The organism is Burkholderia sp. 4M9327F10 (assembly GCF_005503145.1).
Taxonomy (GTDB): domain Bacteria; phylum Pseudomonadota; class Gammaproteobacteria; order Burkholderiales; family Burkholderiaceae; genus Paraburkholderia.
Genome location: NZ_SCNV01000081.1, coordinates 1 through 23507 on the forward strand (window position 1 = coordinate 1; position 23507 = coordinate 23507).

22 protein-coding genes are annotated in these 23507 nt (G+C 63.3%); 13 read left to right on the forward strand and 9 right to left on the reverse strand.

What is annotated here, in order from left to right:
- Together FFS45_RS37710 and FFS45_RS37715 are read right to left on the reverse strand one after the other, a co-directional pair.
- Positions 1-383: ATP-binding cassette domain-containing protein (locus FFS45_RS37710; RefSeq protein WP_137959725.1), on the reverse strand; the 383-nt coding region annotated here is incomplete at its 3' end.
- Positions 384-406: 23 nt separating this feature from the next.
- Entirely contained in the window at positions 407-2158 is a 1752-nt protein-coding gene (locus FFS45_RS37715) for an ABC transporter permease subunit (protein WP_137959726.1), read from the reverse strand.
- Between the two features lie 571 nt (positions 2159-2729).
- Between FFS45_RS37715 and FFS45_RS37720 the strand changes: the two genes are divergently transcribed.
- Positions 2730-4406, forward strand: a complete 1677-nt coding sequence (locus tag FFS45_RS37720) for a sensor domain-containing diguanylate cyclase (RefSeq protein WP_137959727.1) — start codon at positions 2730-2732, stop codon at positions 4404-4406.
- Between the two features lie 83 nt (positions 4407-4489).
- Positions 4490-4756, forward strand: a complete 267-nt coding sequence (locus FFS45_RS37725; protein WP_137959728.1) for a hypothetical protein — start codon at positions 4490-4492, stop codon at positions 4754-4756.
- A gap of 139 nt (positions 4757-4895) precedes the next feature.
- On the opposite strand, the gene FFS45_RS37730 is transcribed toward FFS45_RS37725, so the two are convergent.
- Positions 4896-6212, reverse strand: coding sequence for an ATP-binding protein (locus FFS45_RS37730; protein ID WP_137959729.1), 1317 nt, complete (start codon positions 6210-6212; stop codon positions 4896-4898).
- Complete coding sequence (locus FFS45_RS37735) at positions 6196-6921, reverse strand: response regulator (protein ID WP_137959730.1); 726 nt, start codon at positions 6919-6921, stop codon at positions 6196-6198. Before FFS45_RS37735 ends, FFS45_RS37730 begins: the two co-directional genes overlap by 17 nt.
- A gap of 222 nt (positions 6922-7143) precedes the next feature.
- Between FFS45_RS37735 and FFS45_RS37740 the strand changes: the two genes are divergently transcribed.
- Complete coding sequence (locus FFS45_RS37740) at positions 7144-7674, forward strand: periplasmic heavy metal sensor (protein WP_137959731.1); 531 nt, start codon at positions 7144-7146, stop codon at positions 7672-7674.
- A 189-nt stretch (positions 7675-7863) separates the two neighbouring features.
- Here FFS45_RS37740 and FFS45_RS37745 read toward each other — a convergent pair whose 3' ends face one another.
- Positions 7864-8574: a pirin family protein gene (locus FFS45_RS37745; RefSeq protein WP_137959732.1), complete on the reverse strand. Its 711-nt coding sequence runs from the start codon at positions 8572-8574 to the stop codon at positions 7864-7866.
- 396 nt (positions 8575-8970) lie between these two features.
- Here FFS45_RS37745 and hisQ point away from each other — a divergent pair, with 396 nt between their 5' ends.
- The 4 genes from hisQ to FFS45_RS37765 all read left to right on the forward strand — a co-directional run bounded on the left by hisQ (position 8971) and on the right by FFS45_RS37765 (position 12893).
- Positions 8971-9660, forward strand: a complete 690-nt coding sequence (gene hisQ / locus FFS45_RS37750) for a histidine ABC transporter permease HisQ (RefSeq protein ID WP_137959733.1) — start codon at positions 8971-8973, stop codon at positions 9658-9660.
- A complete protein-coding gene (locus FFS45_RS37755) occupies positions 9657-10370 on the forward strand; it encodes an ABC transporter permease (RefSeq protein ID WP_137959734.1) in 714 nt (237 codons plus the stop codon). The genes hisQ and FFS45_RS37755 overlap by 4 nt, the downstream gene beginning before the upstream one ends.
- Before the next feature lie 20 nt (positions 10371-10390).
- Positions 10391-11170: an ATP-binding cassette domain-containing protein gene (locus FFS45_RS37760; RefSeq protein WP_137959735.1), complete on the forward strand. Its 780-nt coding sequence runs from the start codon at positions 10391-10393 to the stop codon at positions 11168-11170.
- Between the two features lie 577 nt (positions 11171-11747).
- Positions 11748-12893 (forward strand): porin, encoded by a 1146-nt coding sequence (locus tag FFS45_RS37765; RefSeq protein ID WP_137959736.1) that lies wholly within the window; start codon positions 11748-11750, stop codon positions 12891-12893.
- 153 nt (positions 12894-13046) lie between these two features.
- Here the strand turns inward: FFS45_RS37765 and glnK are convergent, their stop codons facing one another.
- Together glnK and FFS45_RS37775 are read right to left on the reverse strand one after the other, a co-directional pair.
- Positions 13047-13385, reverse strand: coding sequence for a P-II family nitrogen regulator (gene glnK / locus FFS45_RS37770; protein ID WP_007587958.1), 339 nt, complete (start codon positions 13383-13385; stop codon positions 13047-13049).
- A 192-nt stretch (positions 13386-13577) separates the two neighbouring features.
- Positions 13578-15266, reverse strand: a complete 1689-nt coding sequence (locus FFS45_RS37775) for an NAD+ synthase (RefSeq protein ID WP_137959737.1) — start codon at positions 15264-15266, stop codon at positions 13578-13580.
- Positions 15267-15444: 178 nt separating this feature from the next.
- Between FFS45_RS37775 and FFS45_RS37780 the strand changes: the two genes are divergently transcribed.
- The 3 genes from FFS45_RS37780 (at position 15445) to FFS45_RS37790 (ending at position 17585) form a co-directional block, all read left to right on the forward strand.
- On the forward strand, positions 15445-16614 hold the full coding sequence (locus tag FFS45_RS37780; RefSeq protein WP_137959738.1) for a GNAT family N-acetyltransferase: 1170 nt from the start codon (positions 15445-15447) through the stop codon (positions 16612-16614).
- A 166-nt stretch (positions 16615-16780) separates the two neighbouring features.
- A complete protein-coding gene (locus tag FFS45_RS37785) occupies positions 16781-17131 on the forward strand; it encodes a GIY-YIG nuclease family protein (RefSeq protein WP_137959739.1) in 351 nt (116 codons plus the stop codon).
- Between the two features lie 106 nt (positions 17132-17237).
- Positions 17238-17585: an H-NS histone family protein gene (locus FFS45_RS37790; RefSeq protein WP_283204792.1), complete on the forward strand. Its 348-nt coding sequence runs from the start codon at positions 17238-17240 to the stop codon at positions 17583-17585.
- Positions 17586-17796: 211 nt separating this feature from the next.
- Here FFS45_RS37790 and ppa read toward each other — a convergent pair whose 3' ends face one another.
- Positions 17797-18324: an inorganic diphosphatase gene (ppa, locus tag FFS45_RS37795; protein WP_137959741.1), complete on the reverse strand. Its 528-nt coding sequence runs from the start codon at positions 18322-18324 to the stop codon at positions 17797-17799.
- Positions 18325-18587: 263 nt separating this feature from the next.
- Here ppa and FFS45_RS37800 point away from each other — a divergent pair, with 263 nt between their 5' ends.
- The 3 genes from FFS45_RS37800 to FFS45_RS37810 all read left to right on the forward strand — a co-directional run bounded on the left by FFS45_RS37800 (position 18588) and on the right by FFS45_RS37810 (position 22303).
- Positions 18588-20027 carry an aldehyde dehydrogenase family protein gene (locus FFS45_RS37800; RefSeq protein WP_137959742.1) on the forward strand — a complete coding sequence of 480 codons (1440 nt, stop codon included), beginning with the start codon at positions 18588-18590 and terminating at the stop codon, positions 20025-20027.
- 58 nt (positions 20028-20085) lie between these two features.
- Entirely contained in the window at positions 20086-20844 is a 759-nt protein-coding gene (locus FFS45_RS37805; protein WP_137959743.1) for an SDR family oxidoreductase, read from the forward strand.
- Positions 20845-20983: 139 nt separating this feature from the next.
- Complete coding sequence (locus FFS45_RS37810; protein ID WP_137959744.1) at positions 20984-22303, forward strand: MFS transporter; 1320 nt, start codon at positions 20984-20986, stop codon at positions 22301-22303.
- 13 nt (positions 22304-22316) lie between these two features.
- Here FFS45_RS37810 and FFS45_RS37815 read toward each other — a convergent pair whose 3' ends face one another.
- The gene (locus FFS45_RS37815) at positions 22317-23507 is read right to left on the reverse strand and encodes a heme biosynthesis protein HemY (protein WP_137959745.1); all 1191 of its coding nucleotides are present in this window, start codon (positions 23505-23507) and stop codon (positions 22317-22319) included.

Below are 23507 nucleotides of genomic sequence, written 5' to 3' on the forward strand. Positions count from 1 at the left end.
CCCTGGGCTTCGAGACCGGCTTCCACGTTCTGCAGCACGGTCAGCCACGGGAACAGTGCGAAGGTCTGGAACACCATCGCCACGCCCTTGGCGGGACCGTCGAGCGGCTTGCCGAGGTACGAGACCTCGCCGCCGGTCGGCTCGATCAGGCCGGCGATGATACGCAGCAGCGTCGACTTGCCCGAGCCCGAACGGCCCAGCATGCCGACAATCTCGCCTTCACGCAGCGACAGGTTCACATCGTCGAGCACCAGCAGCTCGCCTTGCGTCTTGTTGAAACCTCGGGACACGTCCTTGACGGCCAGAATCTCTTCACCCAGGCGCGGGGGAGCAGGCGGAGTCTGGACCGGCGCGGCGGTTACGGCAGCTTTAGGATTTTGCATCGCGGTTTGCCTTTAAATTCCTGTCAATCGAGCCGAAGCTTGGATTCGGCGTAGGCGTACATCGGACGCCACAGCAAGCGGTTAAACAAAGTCACAAACAGGGACATCACGGCAATGCCGAGAATGATCTTCGGGAAGTCGCCCGCGGCAGTGGTCTTGGCGATATAGGCACCCAGACCGTGAGCCTCCACCTTGGTATCACCCCACTGCACGAACTCGGCCACAATGCTGGCGTTCCACGCGCCGCCCGAAGCGGTAATCGCGCCCGTCACGTAGTACGGGAAAATGCCCGGCAGCATCGCCTTGCGCCACCACTGCCAGCCGCGGATGCCGAAGTTGGTGGCCGCTTCGCGGTAGTCGTTCGGATAGGAACTGGCGCCCGCGATCACATTGAAGAGGATATACCACTGCGTACCGAGCACGATCAGCGGCGACAGCCAGATATCCGGGTTCAGTTGAAAGCGCACGATGACGATCACGAACACAGGGAACAGCAGGTTGGCCGGGAACGCGGCGAGGAACTGCGCGAGCGGCTGGATCTTTTCGGCGAGCGCCGGGCGCAGCCCGATCAGCACGCCAAGCGGCACCCAGATCACCGACGAAATGGCGATCAGCAGCGCCACGCGGATCAGCGTAATAAAGCCGAGCACGAACACGTGGCCCACTTCGTCGAGCGTCACGCCGGTACGCACATAGGCGATCACGCGATAGACCACGTACACCGTCAGCAGGATCACAAGAATCCCCCAGACGATGTCGCCGATGCGCGACGACTTCTGCCGCTGCGGCACCGGGAAGCTGACGCGGGCAAACGACGGCAGGCGCATCGGCACCCGTGCGGCGTTAGCGAAGATCCAGCCCATCGGCACCAGCAGACGGTGAATCAGGCGGGTGCGGCGCACCAGGTCGAGCAGCCAGGACTCCGGCGCGTTGCCCGAGCTGGTGGTTTCCATGCGGAACTTGTCGGCCCACGCCACCAGCGGACGGAACAGCAACTGGTCATAGGCGAGAATCACCACCGTCATCGCCAGGATCACCCAGCCCACGGCGTGCAGGTTCTTGTCCGAGATCGCCTGGGCCAGATACGCACCGATGCCCGGCAGCGTGATCGTGTTGTTGCCCACCGTGATCGCTTCGGAGGCCACCACGAAGAACCAGCCGCCCGACATCGACATCATCATGTTCCAGATGAGGCCGGGCATCGAGAACGGCACTTCGAGCTTCCAGAAACGCTGCCAGCCGGTCAGGTGGAAGCCGCGCGAGACTTCGTCCAGATCGCGCGGCACCGTGCGCAGCGACTGGTAGAAGCTGAACGTCATGTTCCAGGCCTGGCTCGTGAAGATCGCGAAGATCGCCGCCAGCTCCGCACCCAACACCTGGTGGGGAAACAGCGCAATGAAGAACGTCACCGTAAACGAAATGTAGCCCAGCACCGGCACCGACTGCAGGATGTCGAGAATCGGGATCAGCACGAGGCCCGCGCGGCGGCTCTTGGCCGCCAGCGTGCCGTAGATCAGCGTGAACACCAGCGAGGCGACCATCGCCGCGAGCATGCGCAACGTGGTACGCAATGCGTATTCGGGCAGGCTCGCCGGGTCGAGGGAGATAACCTGGGTCTTCAGCGTCGAGATCGGCGCGAGCGTCTGGTGAAAGCCGATCGCCGTGAAAGCGATCACGCAGATGATCAGCGGGAAGGCGACGAAGTCCCAGCCGTTGGGGAGCAACCGCCAGGCGGAAGCATTGGCGGTGCGTTTCAGATCGAAGCTGAAGTCCATCAGGCACCCTTCCTGGTTGCGTGGGCTATGTTAAGACAGGCCGCGTGAAGCGGCGCCGGAGAGACAGGATAAATCCCGCTTGCCTGTTGCAAGGCAAGCTCGGCGCGAGGGCCGGAGAATCGGTCCGGAAAGCGGAAATCAGGCATGGCAACAAGCATATGCGCGTTAGTCGTGAGCGTCGGAGAGAGTTTGACCGGTGGTGGCCGAGCCCCGGGCCATCCATCCCGGGTCCGCAGCCCCCGGACGCCGTCATGGGCGGTTGGCGAGCTTTCCTTGTTTTTGACGGCACGACACTACTACAACCTGTGTTTCAGGCACAACCTTTCGGACCAAATGAATCGGTCATGGGGCTGGAAAACCCGCAATTCCATTCAGAAAGACTCCGCAATAGCCGTTAATAGCCTGATGGAGCGTCCGCATTCCTTAATAACGGATGGCGTTGCGCCACCTGGCGGTTAAAATTGAAACCGGGCGGACGGCCAGGACCGCCGCCTTAAAGCAACGACCCAGCGCCGGCGCGCTGCAACGATTGACCTTGTTGCATATAAAAGTCAGACGGATCTGAGAGTCGATGAACAGGAAATCCTTGCGCCAGGCGTCCGGACCGCTCAGCTTATTGCTGGTCGTGCTCCTGTGCTGGTTCGCCTCCGGCATCATCGCGGACCGGATGGTCCAGCAGGAGCTCGATGCCGCGCTGCGCACGCAACGGCAGATGTCCGCCTCGATCGTCGACAACATGGCGGAAGTCATCGCCAGCGACCTTTCCATGGCCCGCGCCATTCCGGCCACCATGGCGGAAATGGACGTCGTTCAGCGCGCGCTCGCCCAATCGCAAAACTATGTGTCGAACGGCGCCACCCCGCTTCCCATGTTGCGCGCCATCCTGCTCGATGCGCCGCAACTGTCCGCTGTAAGCAGCTTCCTGCATGAAGCCCAGGGCTTCTCCGGGCTCGACTCGATCTGGCTCGTCAACGCCAACGGCCTGTGTGTCGCATCGAGCAATGCGCAGTCGCGCAACTTCGTCGGCGTCGATATGCGCTCGCGCAACTATCTGTCCAACGCCCTGCTGGGCGCCGTGGGCGAGGCCTACGGCGTGGGCCGGGCGAGCGGCGAGCCGGGCATCTTCATTGCCGCGCCGGTGTACGACAGCGGCGTGCTGGTCGGCGCGGTGGTCGCCAAGCTGGGCATCGGGCGCTTGCGCCACTGGGTCGCCCACGCGGGCACCTTCGTCGCCGACGAGAACGGCGTCATCATCATGGCCCACAACAGCGCGCTCGAAGGGCACGCGCTGGCCAAAGGGCGAGTCCGCGAAATGAGCGCCGACGAGCGCTCCAACACCTACCGCCGGCTCGATTTCCCGAACGTGCAGATCAAAGCGGACATGCAGCGGTTGCGCGAACAGGAGCCGTGGGTGCCGGCAGAGATCGCGGCACAACTGTTCGGCGTCGCGGACCGGCCCGAACCCGTCTTGTACGAAGAGCGCAGTGGCCTGAACTCAGGGCTGTCCGCGCATCTGGTGGATCCGCTCGCCGCCTGGCCGGAACTGCTGCGCAACCATAAACGCGACCGCCTGCTGGTGTTTCTGACGCTTGCCGGCACCGCCGCACTGGCATGGGTGATCACCGTCTCTTATGTGCGCGAGCGGCGCCATCACCGCGCCACGCGCGACCTCGCCGAGCAGTTGCAATCGGCCAATACGCTGCTGTCCGCCGAGGCCCGTCATGATTCACTGACGGGCGCGTTGTCGCGCCGCTACTTCCTCGACCTGCTGCGTGACGAAATCGGCCGCGCCCGCGCGAGCGGCGAGCCGCTCTGCATGGCGATTGCCGACCTCGACCACTTCAAGCAGATCAACGACTGCTTCGGCCACGCCGCCGGCGACCGCGCGCTCGAGCATTTTGTCGACACCTGCCGCGCCGAACTGCGTGCGAGCGACGCGATCGGCAGGCTGGGCGGCGAGGAGTTCGGCATCCTCTTGCCGGCCACGGCGCTCGAGGCAGGACGCGAAGTGGTCGAACGGCTGCGCACCCGGCTCAAGGCCAGGCCGTCGACCAAACTGCCGGCGTCGGCCGGCCTGAGCGTGTCGATCGGGATCACCGAACTCTCGGCGGAGGATCTGCCCGAGCGGCTCATGAGCCGCGCCGACCTCGCGCTGTACGCCGCCAAGTCGGGCGGCCGCGACCGCACCGAGGCGCTGCCGCCCGACGACACCGCACCGCCGGCACGCACAGCCGCGACGACCTGGTAAGGACCGGGTGAGGACTCGCGTCCAAGCAGGTATCATCAACCTTCATACGAAGCTTGTCGCCACTGCTCTATCGGGAGATTTGCATGAAGGGAAACCTGGTCATCGTTTGCCGCGATCAAGATGCTGACGCGTTCGACCATCTGCTTGCCGAATACGGCGCCTTTCAGACGCGCTTATCGTCGACGGCGTGGTATCTGAAGCTGGAAGTGGCGCCGGAGCTGATTCAGGAGGAGATTCTGGCGCGCCTTGGGAAATACACGACGCACTATATCTTCGAGGCTGAAACCGTGACGTGGAATACGGTGGATAGCGAAGCGGCCAGCGCGTTGAATACGCTGTTTACGGAGTAAGGGCCGGGCAGACGGGGGCGCCTTGCAGGCGGCGCCCGCCAGACCATAACGGCGCCAGACATGGCACCGCCCAGGCACTAACCAGACACTAACCAGACACTAAGCAGGCGTAATTCAGGCTCAACTCAGCAGCGCCGACTCACCAGGCGCTTTCCGAGATCGAGGTCATCCGCGGCACCGCCTCGAACGGGAACGTCATCAACACCCGCAGGCCACGCCCGCCGTAATTGCCGATTTCCCACTCGCCGCCGGCACGCCGCACCAGCCTCTCCACGATAGCGAGCCCCAGCCCGCTATGGCCGTTGCCGCCGCGCGCCGGGTCGAGCCGCACGAACGGCCGGCTCGCATTGATCAGATCCTGGGCCGCGATGCCGCTGCCGTTATCCTGTACGGACAACGTATAACCCGACGAGGTGCGCGCCGTCGCCACGATGATCGGCGGGGCGCCATAGGCATGGGCGTTATCGAGCAGGTTCGAGAGAATCCGGTCGAGCGTGGCGGCCGGCAGCAGGAAGCCCAGCCCCGCCTTCAGGTCGGTCAGCACGTTCGGTGAGCCGGCCGCGACCGCCCGGTAGCTGCGCACGATCCGCTCACATTGGGTATCCACCTCGACGGCTTCGCTACGGTCGGCGCCGTCATGCGCGAACACCAGAAACTGTTCGACGATATGCGTCATCGAGTCCACGTCGCGCACCACCCCGTCGCGCACCTTGGCCTCGTCCATCATTTCCGCCCGCAAGCGCAGCCGCGCAAGCGGCGTCTTCAGGTCGTGCGCGACACCCGCAAGCATGACCGCACGGTCGTTCTCCGTGCGCGCCACTTCCTGCACCATCTGGTTGAAGCCGTGGGTCAACTGGCGCAATTCGCGTGGCCCGCGCTCGGGCACCGGCGGCACCGGCAAGCCGCGGCCAAAGCGCGCCACGGCGCCGGCCAGCGAGCGCAACGGCTGCTGCAACTGCCAGGCGGCAAAAAGCGCCGCCATCACCGCAAACGTGAAGATGATGGTGAGCCACAACACCATCCGGTCGACCGAGCGCGGCGGCCGCAGCGGCTGCACCGGCACGACGATCCAGTCGCGATCGGCCGGCTGGCGCACCCACAACACCGGAGGCCTGCCCGGTTCGCCGATGCGCACCTGGGTGCCCGGCGGCATGCGATCGCGCACGTCGTCGAGGAAGCGGCTGATGGGCGTATTCGTATCGGTCTGCTCCGGCGGCACGTCTTTGGAGGCCGGATCGACCAGCCGCACGCGCGACGGCAAGGGCTGGTCCGGCGTATGGGCGACGTGCTGGCGCACCGCGTCAACGAGGAAGGTGGCCTCTTCTACCGCGTAGCGGTTCTGAAACTGGTTGCGCTCGAGGCGAAACAGCGCATACCCCGCGAAATGCGACAGCATCAGGACCCCGACGACCAGCAACGCCAGCCGTCCGAACAGCGAATCAATGGGACGGCGCATGCTGTTCGCCATCCGGCACGAACACGTAGCCGCGGCCGCGCACGGTCTGAATGAAGCGCGGCGTGGACGGATCGGTTTCGAGAATGCGGCGCAGACGCCAGACCTGCACGTCGATACCGCGGTCGGTGCCGTCGTATTCCGGACCGTGCAGCAGTTCGAGCAGGCGCTCGCGGGTCAGCGTACGCATGGGGTGATTGACGAAAATCTTCAGTAGCGCGAACTCGCTGCCCGACAAGGTCAGCGGCTTGTCTTCCAGATTCAGCGTGCGCGACTGGAAATCCAGCGTGAAGCGGCCAAACGTGAACGGTTCGCGCTGTTCCGGCGCAGCCGCCGAGGGCAGCGTGCGACGGCGGCGCAGCACCGCCTGCACGCGCGCCAGCAGTTCGCGCGGATTGAACGGCTTGCCGAGGTAATCGTCTGCACCCAGCTCCAGGCCAACGATGCGATCCACATCATCGGCGCGCGCCGTCAGCATGATGACCGGGATATCGTCGCCCGCGGCGCGCAGCTTGCGCAGCGCCGTCAGGCCGTCCACGCCCGGCATCATCAGGTCGAGCACGATCAGGTCCGGACGCTCGCGCTCGAGCCGCCGCTCGAGCGAGCCGGCGTCGTGCAGCACCGAAACCTCGATGCCCTGACGAGCCAGATAGTCACGCAGCAGATCGCGGAGTTCGACGTCGTCGTCGACGACAAGTATTTGAGTAGCCATGGGATGAAGTTTAACGCGCAGGAGATGGGGTTTCCGGGCCGGCCACCCCGCAAAGGGTTACCGGGTGTTACGACGAAAGGCGCACGTAATGTCGCGTAATAGCGACAAGCGCTCAGGTAACACAGCACCGCTCGCGGGTCTTTACGCTGTGACTTACCGAATGCATCCCGTCCTGTGTTGCCGTGTTTGCATCGTCGGCTATTCCATTACAAGGAGCCAATCATGTCCACAAAAATGTCACGCTTCGTCGCCGTCGCCGCTGCATCGCTCGCAATCGGCCTGGGCGCAGCCTACGCCGCTCAACCCGATGGCCAGGGAGGCCCCGGGGGCTGGCACCATCATGGCCACTTCCTGCAAGAACTGAATCAGCTGCACAGCCAGTTGAAGCTGAATCCGGACCAGGAAAAGCAGTGGCAAACCGCGCTCGACACGATGAAGCAGAATCGTGAAGCGGGTCGTGCCGCCCACAAGCAGTTGCACGACCAGATCAAGGCACTGCAACAGCAACCTATCCTCGACCTGAACGCGCTGCACGATCTGCACGAGAAGGCAGAAGAGCAGCGCCACCAGGCGCGCGAGCAGACCGCCGCTGCCTGGCTGGCCTTCTACAACGGCTTGAACGACCAGCAGAAGACCATCGTCAGCACAGCGCTCAAGCAGCATTGGGCGAAGATGGAAGCGCGTCATGAGAAGATGCGCCAGCACTGGGAGCATGACAAGGGCGCGGCATCGGCCCCGGCGGCGAACCAGTAAGTAGCAGCGATGCCTGAAGGTCCGGCGGGCGCCGTCCGCCGGACCTTCGCCAGACGCCAATGAAAAACGCCACGGAAGCGAATTCCGTGGCGTTTTTCGTTTGGGTTCAGGGTGGGCCAAGGGCTGGTGGCTTGCCCTGCCGGCTTTGCCCATGTGCCGTGTGCCGTGTGCCGGCCACAGCTCTCCCTGTCAGCCCTTCAAGGTACCCAGATCGAACAGCAGCACCTCGGCGTCGTGCCCCTTCTCCAGCGTCACCGTGGCTGCATCGGCGATCAACGCCGCATCACCCGCCTGCAGCGCCTCGCCGTTGACGGTCAGCGCACCGCGCGCCACATGAACATAGGCGCGCCGCCCCTGCGCCAACGGCAGCGTGGCCTGTTCGGCGCCGTCGAGCAGCGTGGCGTAGATCGAGGCGTCCGCGTGAATCGTCACCGAACCGTCGCGCCCGTCCGGCGACGCGACGATGCGCAGACGACCGCGCTTGTCGGCCGCTTCGAAACGCTTTTCCTCGTAGCCGGGCGGATCGCCGGCGCGTTGCGGCAAGACCCAGATCTGCAGCAGATGCACCGGCTCGTCCGGCGACGCGTTGAACTCGCTGTGCATCACACCCGTACCGGCGCTCATGCGCTGCACGTCGCCGGGCCGGATGGTCGAGCCATTGCCCATGCTGTCGCGGTGAGCAAGCGCGCCGTCCAGCACATAGGTGACGATCTCCATATCGCGATGCCCATGGGTGCCGAACCCCTGGCCGCCCGCGATGCGGTCTTCGTTGATCACGCGCAGCGGCCCGAAGTGCACGTGCTCCGGGTCGTAGTAGTCGGCAAACGAGAAGCTGTGCCAGGAGTCGAGCCAGCCGTGGTTGGCGTGGCCTCGTTCGGTGGAGCGGCGGATCTCGATCATAGGGTTCTCCCGGTCAATGCGTTGCGATGCAGCGAATGTATGGGCGCACGCCTTCCGGCACAACCCGCACGGGTGCACCGGATCGTTCCATAAATGCAGCCAATCTCCACATGCCGCCGGGCTCGTGGCCCTGAGATTCGCGCGTCTCGCCCGTTCGGGTAAAATACCGCGCTTTTCTAGTGAAAACGGCCGCGCGACCCGTCGAAAAGGACCCGGCGCGGACCCGGCACGAGAATTTTGACCGCCTAGAATAGCGACCGCGAGTATCCGCATGGGCCCCCGCCGCACGACGGAGGGTCGCCTCCCTGGTACAAGAGTCCGGAATCCAGACACCACGCGGTGCAGACAAGCCGCGTCTTTTGCTGTGCGCAACTCACGCACCGTCAAGGACCTCATATGTTTCTTCAAGGCTACGGCCCGTTGCTTCTTAACGGCACCTGGCAGACCGTCAAACTGGCGGTGCTGTCGCTTGCGTTTGCTTTCGTGCTGGGCCTGCTCGGCGCGGCGGCCAAACTGTCGAAGAACCGCGTTTCATACAGTGTCGGCACGCTCTATACGACGCTCGTGCGCGGCGTGCCCGACCTCGTGCTGATGCTGCTGCTGTTCTACAGCCTGCAGATCTGGCTGAACAACCTGACCGATCTGCTCGGCTGGGATCAGATCGACATCGACCCGTTCGTGGCCGGCGTCGCCGTGCTCGGCTTCATCTACGGGGCGTATTTCACCGAGACCTTCCGCGGCGCTTTCCTCGCCGTGCCGCGCGGCCAGCTCGAAGCGGGCGCCGCCTACGGCATGACCGGCTGGCAGGTGTTTTCACGCATCATGTTCCCGCAGATGATGCGCTTCGCGCTGCCGGGCATCGGCAATAACTGGCAGGTGATGGTGAAAGCCACCGCACTGGTGTCGATCATCGGCCTCGCCGACGTCGTGAAGGCCTCGCAGGACGCTGGCAAAGGCACGCTGCGGTTCTTCTTCTTCACCCTGCTTGCCGGGGCCATCTACCTCGTCATCACCACGGTCTCGAACTTCGTGCTGATGTACCTCGAAAAACGCTACTCGACCGGCGTACGAAAGGCGGACCTATGATCGAGATCATTCAGGAATACTGGCGCAACTACCTCTACAGCGACGGCTATCGCCTGACCGGCGTCGTGATTACGCTGTGGCTGCTGGTGGTGTCGATCGGCCTCGGCTTCTGCCTGTCGATTCCGCTGGCGGTCGCGCGGGTCTCGAAGAAGAAGTGGCTCTCGGGTCTCGTGTGGCTGTATACATATATCTTCCGCGGCACGCCGCTGTATGTGCAGTTGCTCCTCTGCTATACCGGCCTCTACAGCCTCGAAGTGGTCCGCAATCACGAGCTGACCAACGCCTTCTTCCGCGACGGCATGCATTGCACGCTGCTCGCCTTCACGCTGAACACCTGCGCGTACACCACGGAGATTTTCGCCGGCGCCATCAAGGCCACGCCCTACGGCGAGATCGAAGCCGCACGCGCCTACGGCATGTCGCCGTTCACGCTGTACCGGCGGGTCATCCTGCCGTCGGCGCTGCGCCGCGCGCTGCCGTACTACAGCAACGAAGTCATCCTGATGCTGCACGCCACCACGGTCGCCTTCACCGCCACCGTGCCGGACATCCTCAAGATTGCCCGTGACGTCAACTCGGCGACCTACCAGTCGTTCAACGCGTTCGGCCTCGCCGCCCTGCTCTACCTGGCCATCTCTTTCACGCTCGTGTGGCTGTTCCGCCGCGCCGAGCGCCGCTGGCTCGCCTATTTGCGGCCGCAAGGCAAATAAGCCGTCAAGGATCTCAATTCATGAACACCGGGAAGCAAAAGCTCTTTGTCGACGAGCTGCATAAACAATACGGCGACAACGAAGTTCTCAAGGGCGTCTCGCTGCGCGCGAACGCCGGCGATGTCATCAGCGTGATCGGCTCGTCCGGCTCGGGCAAGAGCACGATGCTGCGCTGCATTAACTTTCTCGAACAGCCCAACTCCGGGCGCATCTTCGTCGACGGCGAAGAGGTGCGCACGCAGAAGGACAAGACCGGCGCGCTGAAAGTCTCCGATCCGAAGCAGTTGCAGCGCGTGCGCACCAAGCTGTCGATGGTGTTCCAGCACTTCAACCTGTGGGCGCACATGAACGTGATCGAGAACATCATCGAGGCGCCGGTGCACGTGCTCGGCCTGCCGCGCCGCGAAGCCGAGGAGCGTGCCCGCGAGTATCTGGAGAAGGTGGGTCTCGCGCCGCGGCTGGAAAAGCAGTATCCCTCGCACCTCTCGGGCGGCCAGCAGCAGCGCGTGGCGATTGCCCGGGCGCTGGCCATGCATCCCGACGTGATGCTGTTCGACGAACCGACCTCCGCGCTCGACCCGGAACTGGTGGGCGAAGTGCTGAAGGTCATGCAGACGCTCGCCGAGGAAGGGCGCACGATGATCGTCGTCACTCACGAAATGGCCTTCGCGCGCAACGTATCGAATCATGTGATGTTCCTGCACCAGGGCCGCGTCGAGGAAGAAGGCCATCCGGATGAAGTATTCAGGAACACGAAGAGCGAGCGGCTCAGGCAGTTCCTCTCCGGCAGCCTCAAATGACGTTGCAATAACGTTAGGAGAACGGCTGTAGTTTATGTAGTATTACAAGGCGCTTACAGAAAGCGCCTTTTTCATTTCATCGTCTCATTCTGCAGCGCAAAACATCCCAAATATCGCGCTTGCATCCCGCCTTTTGCCCTACTCCCACCGTTTTTCAGCGTCAATAGTGGCAATCCTTGACTTTGCCTTCGCCGATCCGTGATTCCCTTGTCATACAAGGGTTTCGTGGTGTTTTTGAAACGTGAAGCCGAGATGTTGAGCACATCACTATTGCAATTTGGAGACACCTGCGCGACCCAACACCAATTTCTTCTCCCAGCTCAGGGTATTTTTGATAAATTAGTAACCAAAGTACCAAAACAAAGTTGATTAAAAGTAGTTTCACTTCAAAACGCAGAGGAGATCCGGTCGACGAGGGATCGGCATGACGCAAAGACAGCCCCAGGCTGCATCGTCGTGACAACACACCCGATCGACCCAAACCGTCTCCCTGGTACGGATTTCTGTTCGGCGCCGCTGGCGTCCGGACACCATTCGCAGTACTGGGTTTTTCTTTTGACAGGGTATGGAGGAGAAGATGAAGAAAGCATTACTCGCCGCAGCGCTGATGTCGGCCGGTGTAGTTGCGCACGCACAGAGCAGCGTGACGCTGTACGGCCGCCTGGACGCGGGTGTCGAATATATCAGCGGTCTTCCGAATTCCAACTATACGGGTTCCACCTCGCGTTTCCGCGTTGAAAGCGGCGACTGGGGCACGAGCCTGTGGGGTATGAAGGGCGTTGAAGACATCGGTGGCGGCAACAAGATCCTGTTCCAGTTGGAAGGCTCGTTCAGCACGGTAACGGGCGCGGGCCCTGGCAATGGCGGTCTCTTCAATCGCTGGGCAACTGTCGGTGCATCGAACGACCAGTACGGTACCCTGCTCCTCGGTCGTGAACTGTTCATCTCGAACGGCGTGTGGGACTTCGACCCGTTCGGTCAATCGAACTGGTCGTCGGCATCGCTGGTCCGCGGCCGCAACTGGCCGCAGTCGAGCAACAACATTTCGTACCAGTCGCCGAAGTTCTACGGCTTTGACCTGTACGGCCAATACGCCTTCTCGAACTCGACCTCCTTTAACGGCGGCAACGGTTCGGCACAGGGCCGTGAAGACGGTCTGCAGTTGACCTACACGAGCTCGCTGTTCCAGCTTCGCGGCCTGTACGACGAAATCCGTAACAACATCAACGGTAGCCTCGGCGATCCGACCGCGGATTCCCCGAATGGTCCGTTCAACTACGGCCGCGAGTACTTCGCCGGTGTGAACGTGTTCCTCGGCCAGTTCAAGATTCAGGCTGTGTACCAGGCCGCGCGTACTTCGGGTGAAACCGGTGTACCTATCGGCACGCCGACGACGACCGACCAGGAATGGGGTGGTGTGACATGGCAAGCTACGCCGGCCGCAGCACTGATCGCAGCCGTGTATCACGTGAACGCGAACAACGGTGCAGGCAACGCGAACATCTACACGATTGGCGGTTCGTACAACCTGTCCAAGCGTACGTTGCTCGACATCCAGATCGCTACCGTGCGTAACAGCAAGACGGCTAACTTCGGTCTCGACGCCAACTCGGCAGGCAATGGCGGCAACAGCGGTTCGGGCAGCTCGATTACGTACAACGAGAACCCGACCCCCGGCCACAGCCAGAGCGGTGTTTATGCAGGTATCCAACACTCGTTCTAAGCGAACGGTGTAGGCAAGAGAACTCCAGAATCAATTTCACGCTGCTGCGAGAGGCGCGTATCGGTGCGATGTCCGCAAGGGTATCGCACCGTTTTTTATTGGCGCGAGCGGATCTGCGTCCGCTGCAGGTCAATCTCGAAAGGCCGTCTTCCCTCAAACCGCCGCTTCGTTTTCCTCACCGGTGCGAATGCGGATCACCCGCTCGACATCCGCCACGAAGATCTTGCCGTCGCCGATCTTGCCGGTGCGCGCCGCACCGATGATCGCGTCGATCACCTGGTCGCACTGATCGTTGGCCACCACCACTTCGATCTTCACCTTCGGCAGGAAGTCGACCACGTACTCGGCACCGCGATACAGCTCCGTGTGCCCCTTCTGGCGCCCAAAGCCTTTGACTTCGGTCACTGTCAGGCCTGTGAGGCCGACCTCGGCAAGCGCTTCGCGGACTTCGTCGAGCTTGAACGGTTTGATGACTGCAGTGATGCGCTTCATGGCGTGCCTCGTCTCTTGATCGGATAGTTCGGAAAAGCCGAAAGGAAATAGATAGCTTTGATTCTACGCCGCGCCGGATGCCTTGCGGATATTCCGGCGCGTGCCTGATTCAGACTGTGCTGCATGGTGCGCCAGTTAGTGCGCTTGATACTACGCTTGCTACTGCGCCTCTTGCCGCGCTACCGGCGCCACTCACTCAACCGGTTCGGTATAGCGCGAAGTAATCGGATAGCGCCAGTCGCGGCCAAATGCGCGGTGTGTCACGCGAATCCCGATCGGTGCCTGGCGGCGCTTGTACTCGTTGATCTTGATGAGCCGCGTCACGCGCTTGACGTCGTCCACGGCGTAGCCCGCAGCAATGATTTCCGCAAGCGAGCGATCCTCTTCCATGTACATGCGCATGATCGCGTCGAGCACCTCATACGGCGGCAGGCTGTCCTGGTCGGTCTGGTTCTCGCGCAACTCGGCCGACGGCGCCCGGGTCAGAATCCGCTCCGGGATGATGTCCTGCTTCGCGAACGCAGTGGCCGCGTTGCGGTAATGGCACAGACGGTAGACCAGCGTCTTGGCGATGTCCTTGATCACGGCGAAGCCACCCGCCATGTCGCCATACAACGTGCAATAGCCGACCGCCATCTCGCTCTTGTTGCCGGTGGTCAGTACGATCGAGCCGAACTTGTTGGACAACGCCATCAGCAGCGTGCCGCGAATCCGCGCCTGAATGTTTTCTTCCGTGGCGTCTTCCGCGCGGCCGGCAAATTCATCGGCGAGCGAGGCGCGGAACGCGTCGAACATCGGCGCAATCGCGATCTCGTCATAGCGCACGCCGACCCGGCGCGCCATCTCGGCGGCGTCGGTGGTCGAAATGTCCGCTGTGTAGCGCGACGGCATCATCACGGCGCGCACGCGTTCGGCGCCAAGCGCGTCGCACGCGACGGCCAGCACCAGTGCCGAATCCACGCCGCCCGACAAGCCGATGAGCGCGCCCGGGAAGCCGTTCTTGTTGATGTAGTCGCGCACGCCCATCACCAGCGCCGCATAGACCTGCGCCTCCAGCGACTGCTCCGGCGCCACCGTAGTGGGCACTGGACGGGCACCGTCGAATTCGACGATGGCATGCCCTTCCTCGAACTGCGCCATCTTTGCGACCATCTCGCCGTGGCCGTCGAGCACGAACGAGCCGCCGTCGAACACCAGTTCGTCCTGCGCGCCAACCATGTTCACATACACCATCGGCAGACCGGTCTCGCGAATCCGCGCCCGCAGGATATCCACCCTCACGGCTTCCTTGTTCAGGTGATACGGCGAGCCGTTCGGAATCAGCAGCACCTGAGCACCGGCCGCTTTGGCCTGCTGGGCGGCCGGCGCATGCCAGACGTCTTCGCAGATCACCACGCCGTATTTCACCCCGTCGAGTTCGAAGACGAACGGCTTCGGATCCGAAGCAAAGTAGCGCTTCTCGTCGAACACCTCGCTGTTGGGCAGATCCTGCTTCAGGTAGGTGCCGACCACCTTGCCGTCGACGATCAGCGACGCAGCGTTGAAGGTGTCGACTGGCGGCACGCCGCGCTCGATTGGCGCGTTTGCTTTACCATGGCCGTGCGCGGCGTCGCGGTGCGGATGACCGACCACCACGTGCAGGCCGGCGAGCGGCTTCAGCTGTTCGGCGAGATCGGCAAGCGCGGCGGCGCTGGCGGCATAAAAGGCCGGGCGCAGCAGCAGGTCTTCGGGCGGATAGCCGGAGAGCGCGAGTTCCGGCGCGACGAGCAGCTTCGCACCGTCGTTGTGCGCCGCGCGCGCGGCGGCGACGATCTTCGCGACGTTGCCGGCGAAGTCGCCGACAGTGACATTGAGTTGAGCAAGAGCGATTCGGGTCTTCATGGCAGGATCGGGGGCAGGCCGCGCGGCTTGCCGGTTATGCTGGCCAGGTGGCTCGATCTACCAGGAAACGTCCAGGCAAAGTCGCAACCACGCGTACCGGCACGGACATATACGCGGACAAACGAGCGATGCCCCGCTAGACGCGGAGCGCCGCTCAGATCAGGAACAGTCAAACAGATTGAACCAGCAACGCTTTGATTATCGCACGGGCATTCTGGCCTCGCCCTTCGAGGTGGACGCCTCCGAGTGGAACGCCCTGCTCGCCGGGCAGGCACAGCCCACGCCGTTTCTACGGCATGAGTTCCTGAGCGCGCTGCACGCGAGCCAGTCCGCGGTGGCCGATACCGGCTGGGCGCCGCAGTTCGTCACGCTGACCGACCCGCGCACGGGACGGCTGGCGGCGGCCGCGCCGGTGTATCTGAAGGGGCACTCGTACGGCGAGTACGTGTTCGACTGGGCATGGGCCGACGCCTACAAGCGCAATGGCCTCGCCTACTATCCGAAGCTGCTGTGCGCCGTGCCGTTCACGCCGGTCCAGGGTAGCCGCCTGCTGGCGACTGACCCGCACGCGCTGCGCCACCTGGCGGCCACGCTGATGGCGTTTGCCGAACAGGCGGACGTCTCGTCGCTACACGTGCTGTTTCCGACTGCCAGCGAGGCTCAGGCGCTCAGCGAAATCGGCATGATGCAGCGCGAGGGCGTGCAGTTTCACTGGCTCAACGACGGCTATCGCGACTTCGACGACTTCCTCTCGACACTCGAGCAGAAGAAGCGCAAGAACATCCGCGCCGAGCGCCGCAAGGTGCGTGAAGCGGGCGTCACGATGCGCCGCGTGCGTGGCGAAGATATCAGCGATGCTGAATGGCGCTTCTTTGCCAAGTGCTACAAGCAGACTTACCGCGAGCATTTTTCGAGTCCATACCTGAATCTCGAGTTTTTCCGCACTATTGGCGCGACCATGCCGGAGAACCTGCTGCTCGTGATCGCGGAATACGACGGCAAGCCGATTGCCAGTTCCCTCGTGGTGTACCAGCGCGACGCAAAGACCGGCGGCACGCTGTACGGCCGCTACTGGGGCGCGCTTGAGCACGTGCCGTGCCTGCATTTCGAGACCGCCTACTATCAGCCGCTCGAATTCTGCATTGAAGAGAAACTCGCGGTGTTCGAGGGCGGCGCGCAAGGCGAACACAAAATGGCGCGCGGCTTCCTGCCCACGGTCACGCGTTCGACGCACTGGCTTGCCCACCCGGCGTTCGCGGATGCGGTAGCACGCTTTCTCGACAGCGAGACCAACAGCATTCACGCGTATGTCGACGAATTGCGCGACCATAATCCGTTCAGGAGTTAAATGGCAAGGTTTAAGGGGTACGGCAACGCAGTGCCCCCTCGCCACAACGCTGTAACCACGACAAACGGTTTCTGTGGGACACTTCGCATCTGAAGCGCCTGTTTCCCGGCGCTATGGGCAATCAACCCGCCCTTTTTCCTGATGCCCCATCGAATTGGCTGCACCCATGCCGTGGTTTCTCTATCTGATCGAATGCGCTGACGGTAGCGTCTATACCGGCATTGCCGTCGACGTAGAGGCGCGCTTCGAGAAACATTTGAACGGCACTGGCGCGCGTTATACGCGCTCGCGCAAACCATTACGGGTGCTTGCATCATTCGAACTGGCGGACCGCTCAAGCGCGTTGCGCGCCGAGTATCGGGTCAAACGCTTGCCGGCGCCGGAGAAACGCGCGCTGGCGGCGGGTGTACGCACACTCGAATCGGTTATGCCGCAGACAGTGGTCGGACAAGTGGGGATTGGGACTGAGACCGAATTAAACGCAGAAGTAGAAAAGCAGGATTTACCCGGCGCATAAAGCGGGGCCGAGGTATGACAAACGGCGGCAACGTCAAACGTGTAGTGATTCACCCTATTCGCGGCATTTACCGCACACCGCGCTCCGTTGGAGCCGGAAAAACCAATTGAAGGACGCATACCCCATGGACGAAAGGAAGCGCGACAGTATCATCGCCTACCTCCGCCACCGCATGGCAGAGTTTGGTATTACCACAGACGACCTGGCTTCATCTCTCGCAAGCGATCAGGCAAAACAAACGCAGGCGCGCTACCGCAGTGCTACCGGCGACATCTGGAGCGGCGAAGGAGAAATGCCGCAATGGCTGAAAGCCGCAACGAGCGCCGGGCAATCGATCGAGCATTTTGAAACGTCGCCCAAGCAGCCTGCGGCCACTCAGGCGAAGCGAGATACCGTCAACTGGCGTGACGATCCGTTTGCGGGCAGCCCGCTTGCGCGGCGCGAAAACCCTTGAGGAACCCGCCTGGAACTGGCTGGGACCCGCTTGAGGGCGCTTGGGACCGCTTGTGAGGCCACTGCTTGTTGGACTGGTTGAAACTGGCTGGAACCGGTTGGGATTGCCCCCACCCGGCGCAATGAAGAGGCAAACCGGAACAGCTTGCCTCCCGACCTCTGCACAGCATTCGCTTCAGTGAAACGACGCTTTCACTTGCGAGTACGCGGTTTTACTTCTTGTAATTCGCGACGCCTTCGCTGATTTCCTTGTGCGCGGCATCGATATCTGCCCAGCCCTCGACCTTCACCCACTTGCCCTTTTCGAGCGCCTTATATTGCTCGAAGAAGTGCTTGATCTGGTCTTTCAGGTACGCCGGCACGTCGTCGATCGACTTCAATGTCGCCGTCATCGGGCAGACCTTGTCGTGCGGCACCGCGATCAGCTTCGCGTCCACGCCCGATTCGTCCGTCATTTGCAGCATGCCGAGCGCGCGCGCGCGCACGACCGAGCCGGCCAGCAGCGGGAACGGCGTGAGCACCAGCACGTCGACCGGGTCGCCGTCGCCCGACAGCGTTTGCGGAATAAAGCCGTAGTTGGCCGGATAGCGCATGCCGGTGCTGATGAAACGGTCAACGACGAGCAGGCCCAGATCCTTGTCTGCCTCGTACTTCACCGGATCGCTTTGCGCCGGGATTTCGATGATGACGTTGAAATCGTGCGGAAGGTCTTTACCTGCGGGGACGTGATTGAAGCTCATGAGCGCTCTCTGATCAGGATGGAAGTCGGAACATGGCGCGCGTTACTGCGTCTGACCCAGATCAGACAAGGCACCGCGGCCGGAAGTGCGGAATACGCCATTATAGCCAATCGGCCGATGGCACCGCCGTGACGATCGGCGCGATAATCGTCGAAACCGCGATTGAAACCGCGCCGTTGCAGCCGGGCTTCGAGAATGAGCCGGAAGCGGGATTGCAGATGCGCTTGCGGGTGCGCCAGATGCCTTTTCAGCCAGGAGCATGCATGGAAGAAGCGAAACACTTCATCGGCAGCGAATGGACCGCCCCTTTCGGGGGCGAGACGATTCCAGTGCTCGATCCGTCCGACGGGCAGCCGTTTACGCAATTGGCCCGCGGCACCGCCGCGGATATCGAGGCCGCGGTGCGTGCCGCACGGCATGCCTTCGAAGGCGCCTGGGGCGCCGCCAGCGCAGCCGAGCGCGGGCGCGTCCTGTACCGGCTGTCCCTGCTGGTAGCGGCGCGTCATGAAGAACTCGCCCAACTCGAAGCGCGCGACACCGGCAAACCACTGCGCCAGGCGCGCGCAGACGCCGCGGCGCTGGCCCGCTATTTCGAGTTCTACGCGGGGGCCGCCGACAAGCTGCACGGCGAGACCCTTCCCTATCAGGCCGGCTATACCGTCTTCACCGTGCGCGAGCCGCACGGGGTGACCGGCCATATCGTGCCGTGGAACTACCCGATGCAGATCTTCGGCCGCAGCGTCGGTGCGGCGCTCGCGGCGGGCAACGCGTGCGTCGTCAAACCGGCCGAGGACGCCTGCCTGTCCGTGCTGCGGGTGGCCGAACTCGCCGCCGAGGCCGGCTTGCCGGCCGGCGCGCTAAACATCGTCACCGGTTATGGCCACGAAGCAGGCGCCGCGCTCGCGCGTCATGCCGGCATCGACCACATTTCGTTCACCGGCTCGCCCGAGACCGGCAAGCTGGTCGCGCAGATGGCGGCGGAAAATCACGTACCCGTCACGCTCGAACTGGGCGGCAAGTCACCGCAGATCGTCTTCGCCGATGCGGATCTGGATGCGGCGCTACCGGTACTCGTCTCGGCAATCGTGCAGAACGCCGGGCAGACCTGCTCGGCAGGCAGCCGCGTGCTGATCGAGCGTGCGGTCTACGAGCCGTTGCTCGAGCGTCTCGCCACCGCCTTCAATGCGCTGCGGGTCGGGCCCTCGCACGCCGACCTCGACTGCGGACCGCTCATCAGCGCCAGGCAACAGCAACGCGTGTGGGACTTCCTCTCCGATGCGCATCACGACGGCATCGCCATGGCGGCACACGGCGAAGTGATTCACGAAGCGCCGGAAACCGGCTTCTACCAGGCCCCGACGCTGCTGCGCGACGTCCCGCCGGGCCACCGCCTCGCGCATGAAGAAGTGTTCGGCCCCGTACTCGCCGCCATGGCCTTCGCCGACGAGGATGAAGCCGTGGCGCTAGCGAACGGCACGCCCTATGGACTGGTGGCCGGCATCTGGACGCGCGACGGCGGGCGCCAGTTGCGTCTCGCGCGGCGGGTACGCTCGGGTCAGGTGTTCATCAACAATTACGGTGCGGGCGGCGGCGTGGAATTGCCGTTCGGCGGCGTCAAGCATTCGGGCCATGGACGCGAAAAGGGTTTTGAGGCGCTGTACGGATTTACGGTGCTGAAGACAGTCGCGATCCGCCACGGCTAGCGCGGATCGGCAGGCGCACTAACGCGCAGATCAACATAACCTAAACAAAGGAGACAGCATGCGCTTGACAGGTAAAACAGCCATCGTCACGGGTGGAGGCTCGGGTTTCGGCGAAGGCATTGCCAAAACCTACGCGCGCGAAGGCGCCAACGTCGTGGTGAACGATCTGAACGGCCCGGCGGCCGAGCGCGTTGCGAGTGAAATCGCGCTGGCCGGCGGCAAGGCGATCGCGGTGACCGGCGACGTTACCCGCAGCGACGACTGGACCCGCCTGCGCGAAGCCGCGCTGGAGGACTTCGGCAGCGTCCAGGTGGTGGTCAACAACGCCGGCACCACGCATCGCAACAAGCCCGTGCTCGAGGTAACGGAGGCCGAATTCGACCGGGTCTACGCGGTCAACGTGAAAAGCCTCTACTGGAGCGTGCAGGCTTTCGTGCCGTACTTCCGCGAGCAAGGCGGCGGGGTGTTCATCAACATCGCCTCGACGGCAGGTGTGCGGCCGCGGCCCGGCCTCGTCTGGTACAACGGCAGCAAGGGCGCGGTGATCGTCGCCAGCAAGGCGCTCGCTGCCGAGCTGGGACCCGAGCGCATCCGCGTGAACTGCGTCAACCCGGTGATGGGCGAGACCGGCTTGCTGTCCGAGTTCATGGGCGTCGAAGACACGCCGGAAAACCGCAAGCGCTTTCTCGCCGGAATTCCGCTCGGCCGTCTCTCGACCCCGCAGGACGTCGCCAACGCCTGTCTCTATCTGGCCTCGGACGAGGCGGAGTTCATCACGGGCGTGTGCCTGGAGGTAGACGGCGGACGCTGCGTGTAGGCGGCGGGCATTCGAAGTGACCAAACCAGGCAAAACCTTGGCGCAATCTGGCAGCGCCTGGCCCCCCCAAGCAGCAACTGGCAACCCCTGGCAACCCCCAGCAGCACCCGATTCCACAATAAAACGAGGAGACACCACGATGGGCAGTCCTGCAAATCCGCTTCACCATCCCGGCGCGGGTGCGCCGCCTTCCACCTTCGAGGAAGCGACTTACCGCAAGGTCGCGTGGCGGCTCACGCCGCTCCTGATGCTGTGCTACGTGGTGGCCTACCTCGATCGCGTCAATGTCGGCTTCGCCAAGCTGCAGATGACCACGGACCTCAACCTGAGCGATGCGGTCTACGGCTTTGGCGCCGGCATCTTCTTCCTGGGTTACTTCATCTTTGAAATCCCCAGTAACGTGATCCTGCACAAGGTCGGCGCGCGGGTATGGATTGCGCGGATCATGGTGTCGTGGGGCGTGATCTCCATGCTGACGATGTTCGTCACCACGCCCGCCATGTTCTACGCGATGCGCTTTCTGCTCGGCCTCGCCGAAGCGGGCTTCTTTCCCGGCATCATCCTGTATCTGACCTACTGGTACCCGGCGCACCGGCGTGGCCGCATGACCACCTGGTTCATGACTGCCATAGCGCTGTCCGGCGTCATCGGCGGACCGGTGTCAGGCTACATCCTGAAGACCTTCAACGGCGCCAACGGCTGGCATGGCTGGCAGTGGCTGTTTTTGCTCGAAGGCATTCCGTCCGTCGTGGTGGGCATTCTGGTGTTCATCGTGCTCGACGACCGCATCGCCAAGGCCAGGTGGCTCACGCCGCAAGAGCGGCAACTGCTGGAAAGCAATATCTCCACCGAAGACGCCGCCAAGCATGACCTGCCGATCCGCCAGGTGCTCGCGAGCCCGCGCGTCTGGCTGATGAGCCTGATCTATTTCTCGTTCGTGATGGGGCTGTACGGCGTGAGCTTCTGGCTGCCGACCATCATCAAGGCCACCGGCGTGACCGATGCGTTCATGATCGGCCTGCTTTCGGCGATCCCGTTTGCCGCGGCGGTGGTGGGAATGGTGCTGGTGGCACGCAGCGCGGACCGCAAGCGCGAACGGCGCTGGCATATCGCGCTGCCGGCGCTGGCGGGGGCGATCGGCCTGGTGCTGTCCGTGGTGTGGGCGCATGACACGCTGCTGGCGATGGCGTCGCTCACGCTCGCCACCATGGGTATTCTCACTACGCTACCGCTGTTCTGGAGCCTGCCCACAGCGTTTCTGGCCGGCACCGGCGCGGCGGCGGGAATTGCCATGATCAATTCGATCGGCAATCTGGCCGGCTTTCTGAGCCCCTATGCGGTGGGCTGGCTCAAGCAGGCCACCGCGGCGAACGATTCCGGCATGTATATGCTGGCGGCGTTCATGCTGCTGGGTGGGCTGCTTGCGCTTTCCGTACCGGCCAAACTCGTGAACAAATAGAGACGCCGGCCGCTCAGACGATATTCATGGCCAGCGCACTTTCCCGGTAGTGCTGGCTCGCCTTTTCGGCATCGCCTAGCTGCTCGTGCAGACGCGCGAGCGCACGATGCGAACGGATCTTCAGCGTCTCGTTGTCGGCCAGCTTGAGTGCATTCTCGAGGAACGACTGCGCCTTGCCCCACAGTTGCTGATGCAGGCACAGGCGGCCCAGCGTGAACATCAGATCGGCGTCGTCCGGACGGTCCTTCTGCCAGGCTTCGGCCTTCTGGATCAGCGGCAAGGCATCGCCGCCGGCGGTGTCCGGGTAGCGGCGCAGCAGGCGTGCGTCCCAGTTCTGCGCCAGCGCCTCCTCGACGATCTTGCGCGCGTCCTGCGGACGGCCGAGCGCCACCAGCAATTCAGCCGCGAGATCGGCAAGGCGCGGCGAGTGCCGCTCCGTAGGCGAGAGCGAATGCCACAATTCCAGCAGCGCATCTGCATTGTGGCGCCGGTCGCGCAGCAGGTTCTCAGCCGCAAGCTGGCGCAGACGCACCGCCACGGCCGGGTGAAGCGCCTCGCGCTTTTCCAGCGTCTTGACGAGCTTGAGCACTTCGCTCCAGTTTTTCAACTGCTGCTGCGCGCGCAACATGATCTGCTGCGCATGAATCCGCCGCCCGCCTTGCGACTGCATCTCCGTCAAGGCGGCCAGTGCGCCGTCGGCGTCGCGGCCGTCGGCGCGCATGTCGGCGGTCGCCATCAGACGCGCGTCCTGCCAGTCGGGCTCATCGATCTGCGCAAGCCATTCGTCGCGCCGTGCGTACTCGTGCATGCGGTGCGCCGCGGTGGCCGCGACCAGCCCCGCCGCGCCCTTGTTGTCGCCGTTGGCGAGCGCGTCGCGGGCCGCTTTTTCAGCGCGCGAGAAACGTCCGGCATACAGATTGCCGATTGCATCGCGCAGCGCCGAGTGCGCCTTCGCCACCCGCGAGCGGGCCCGGTAAGCGGCCACCCGCTGCGGCATGCGCCAAATGTTGCGCACGATGCGCAACAACGCGTACACCACGATGAACAGCACCACCAGCGCCACCACGAACAGGTTCAGCGACACATCCACCCGGTACGGCGGATAGACCAGCAGCACCTGCCCCGTATCGAAGCGCCCCACCGTCGCCAATGCCACCGCGATGACAAACAGCAACGCCAACCACAGGAGTCCCCGGATCGCCAT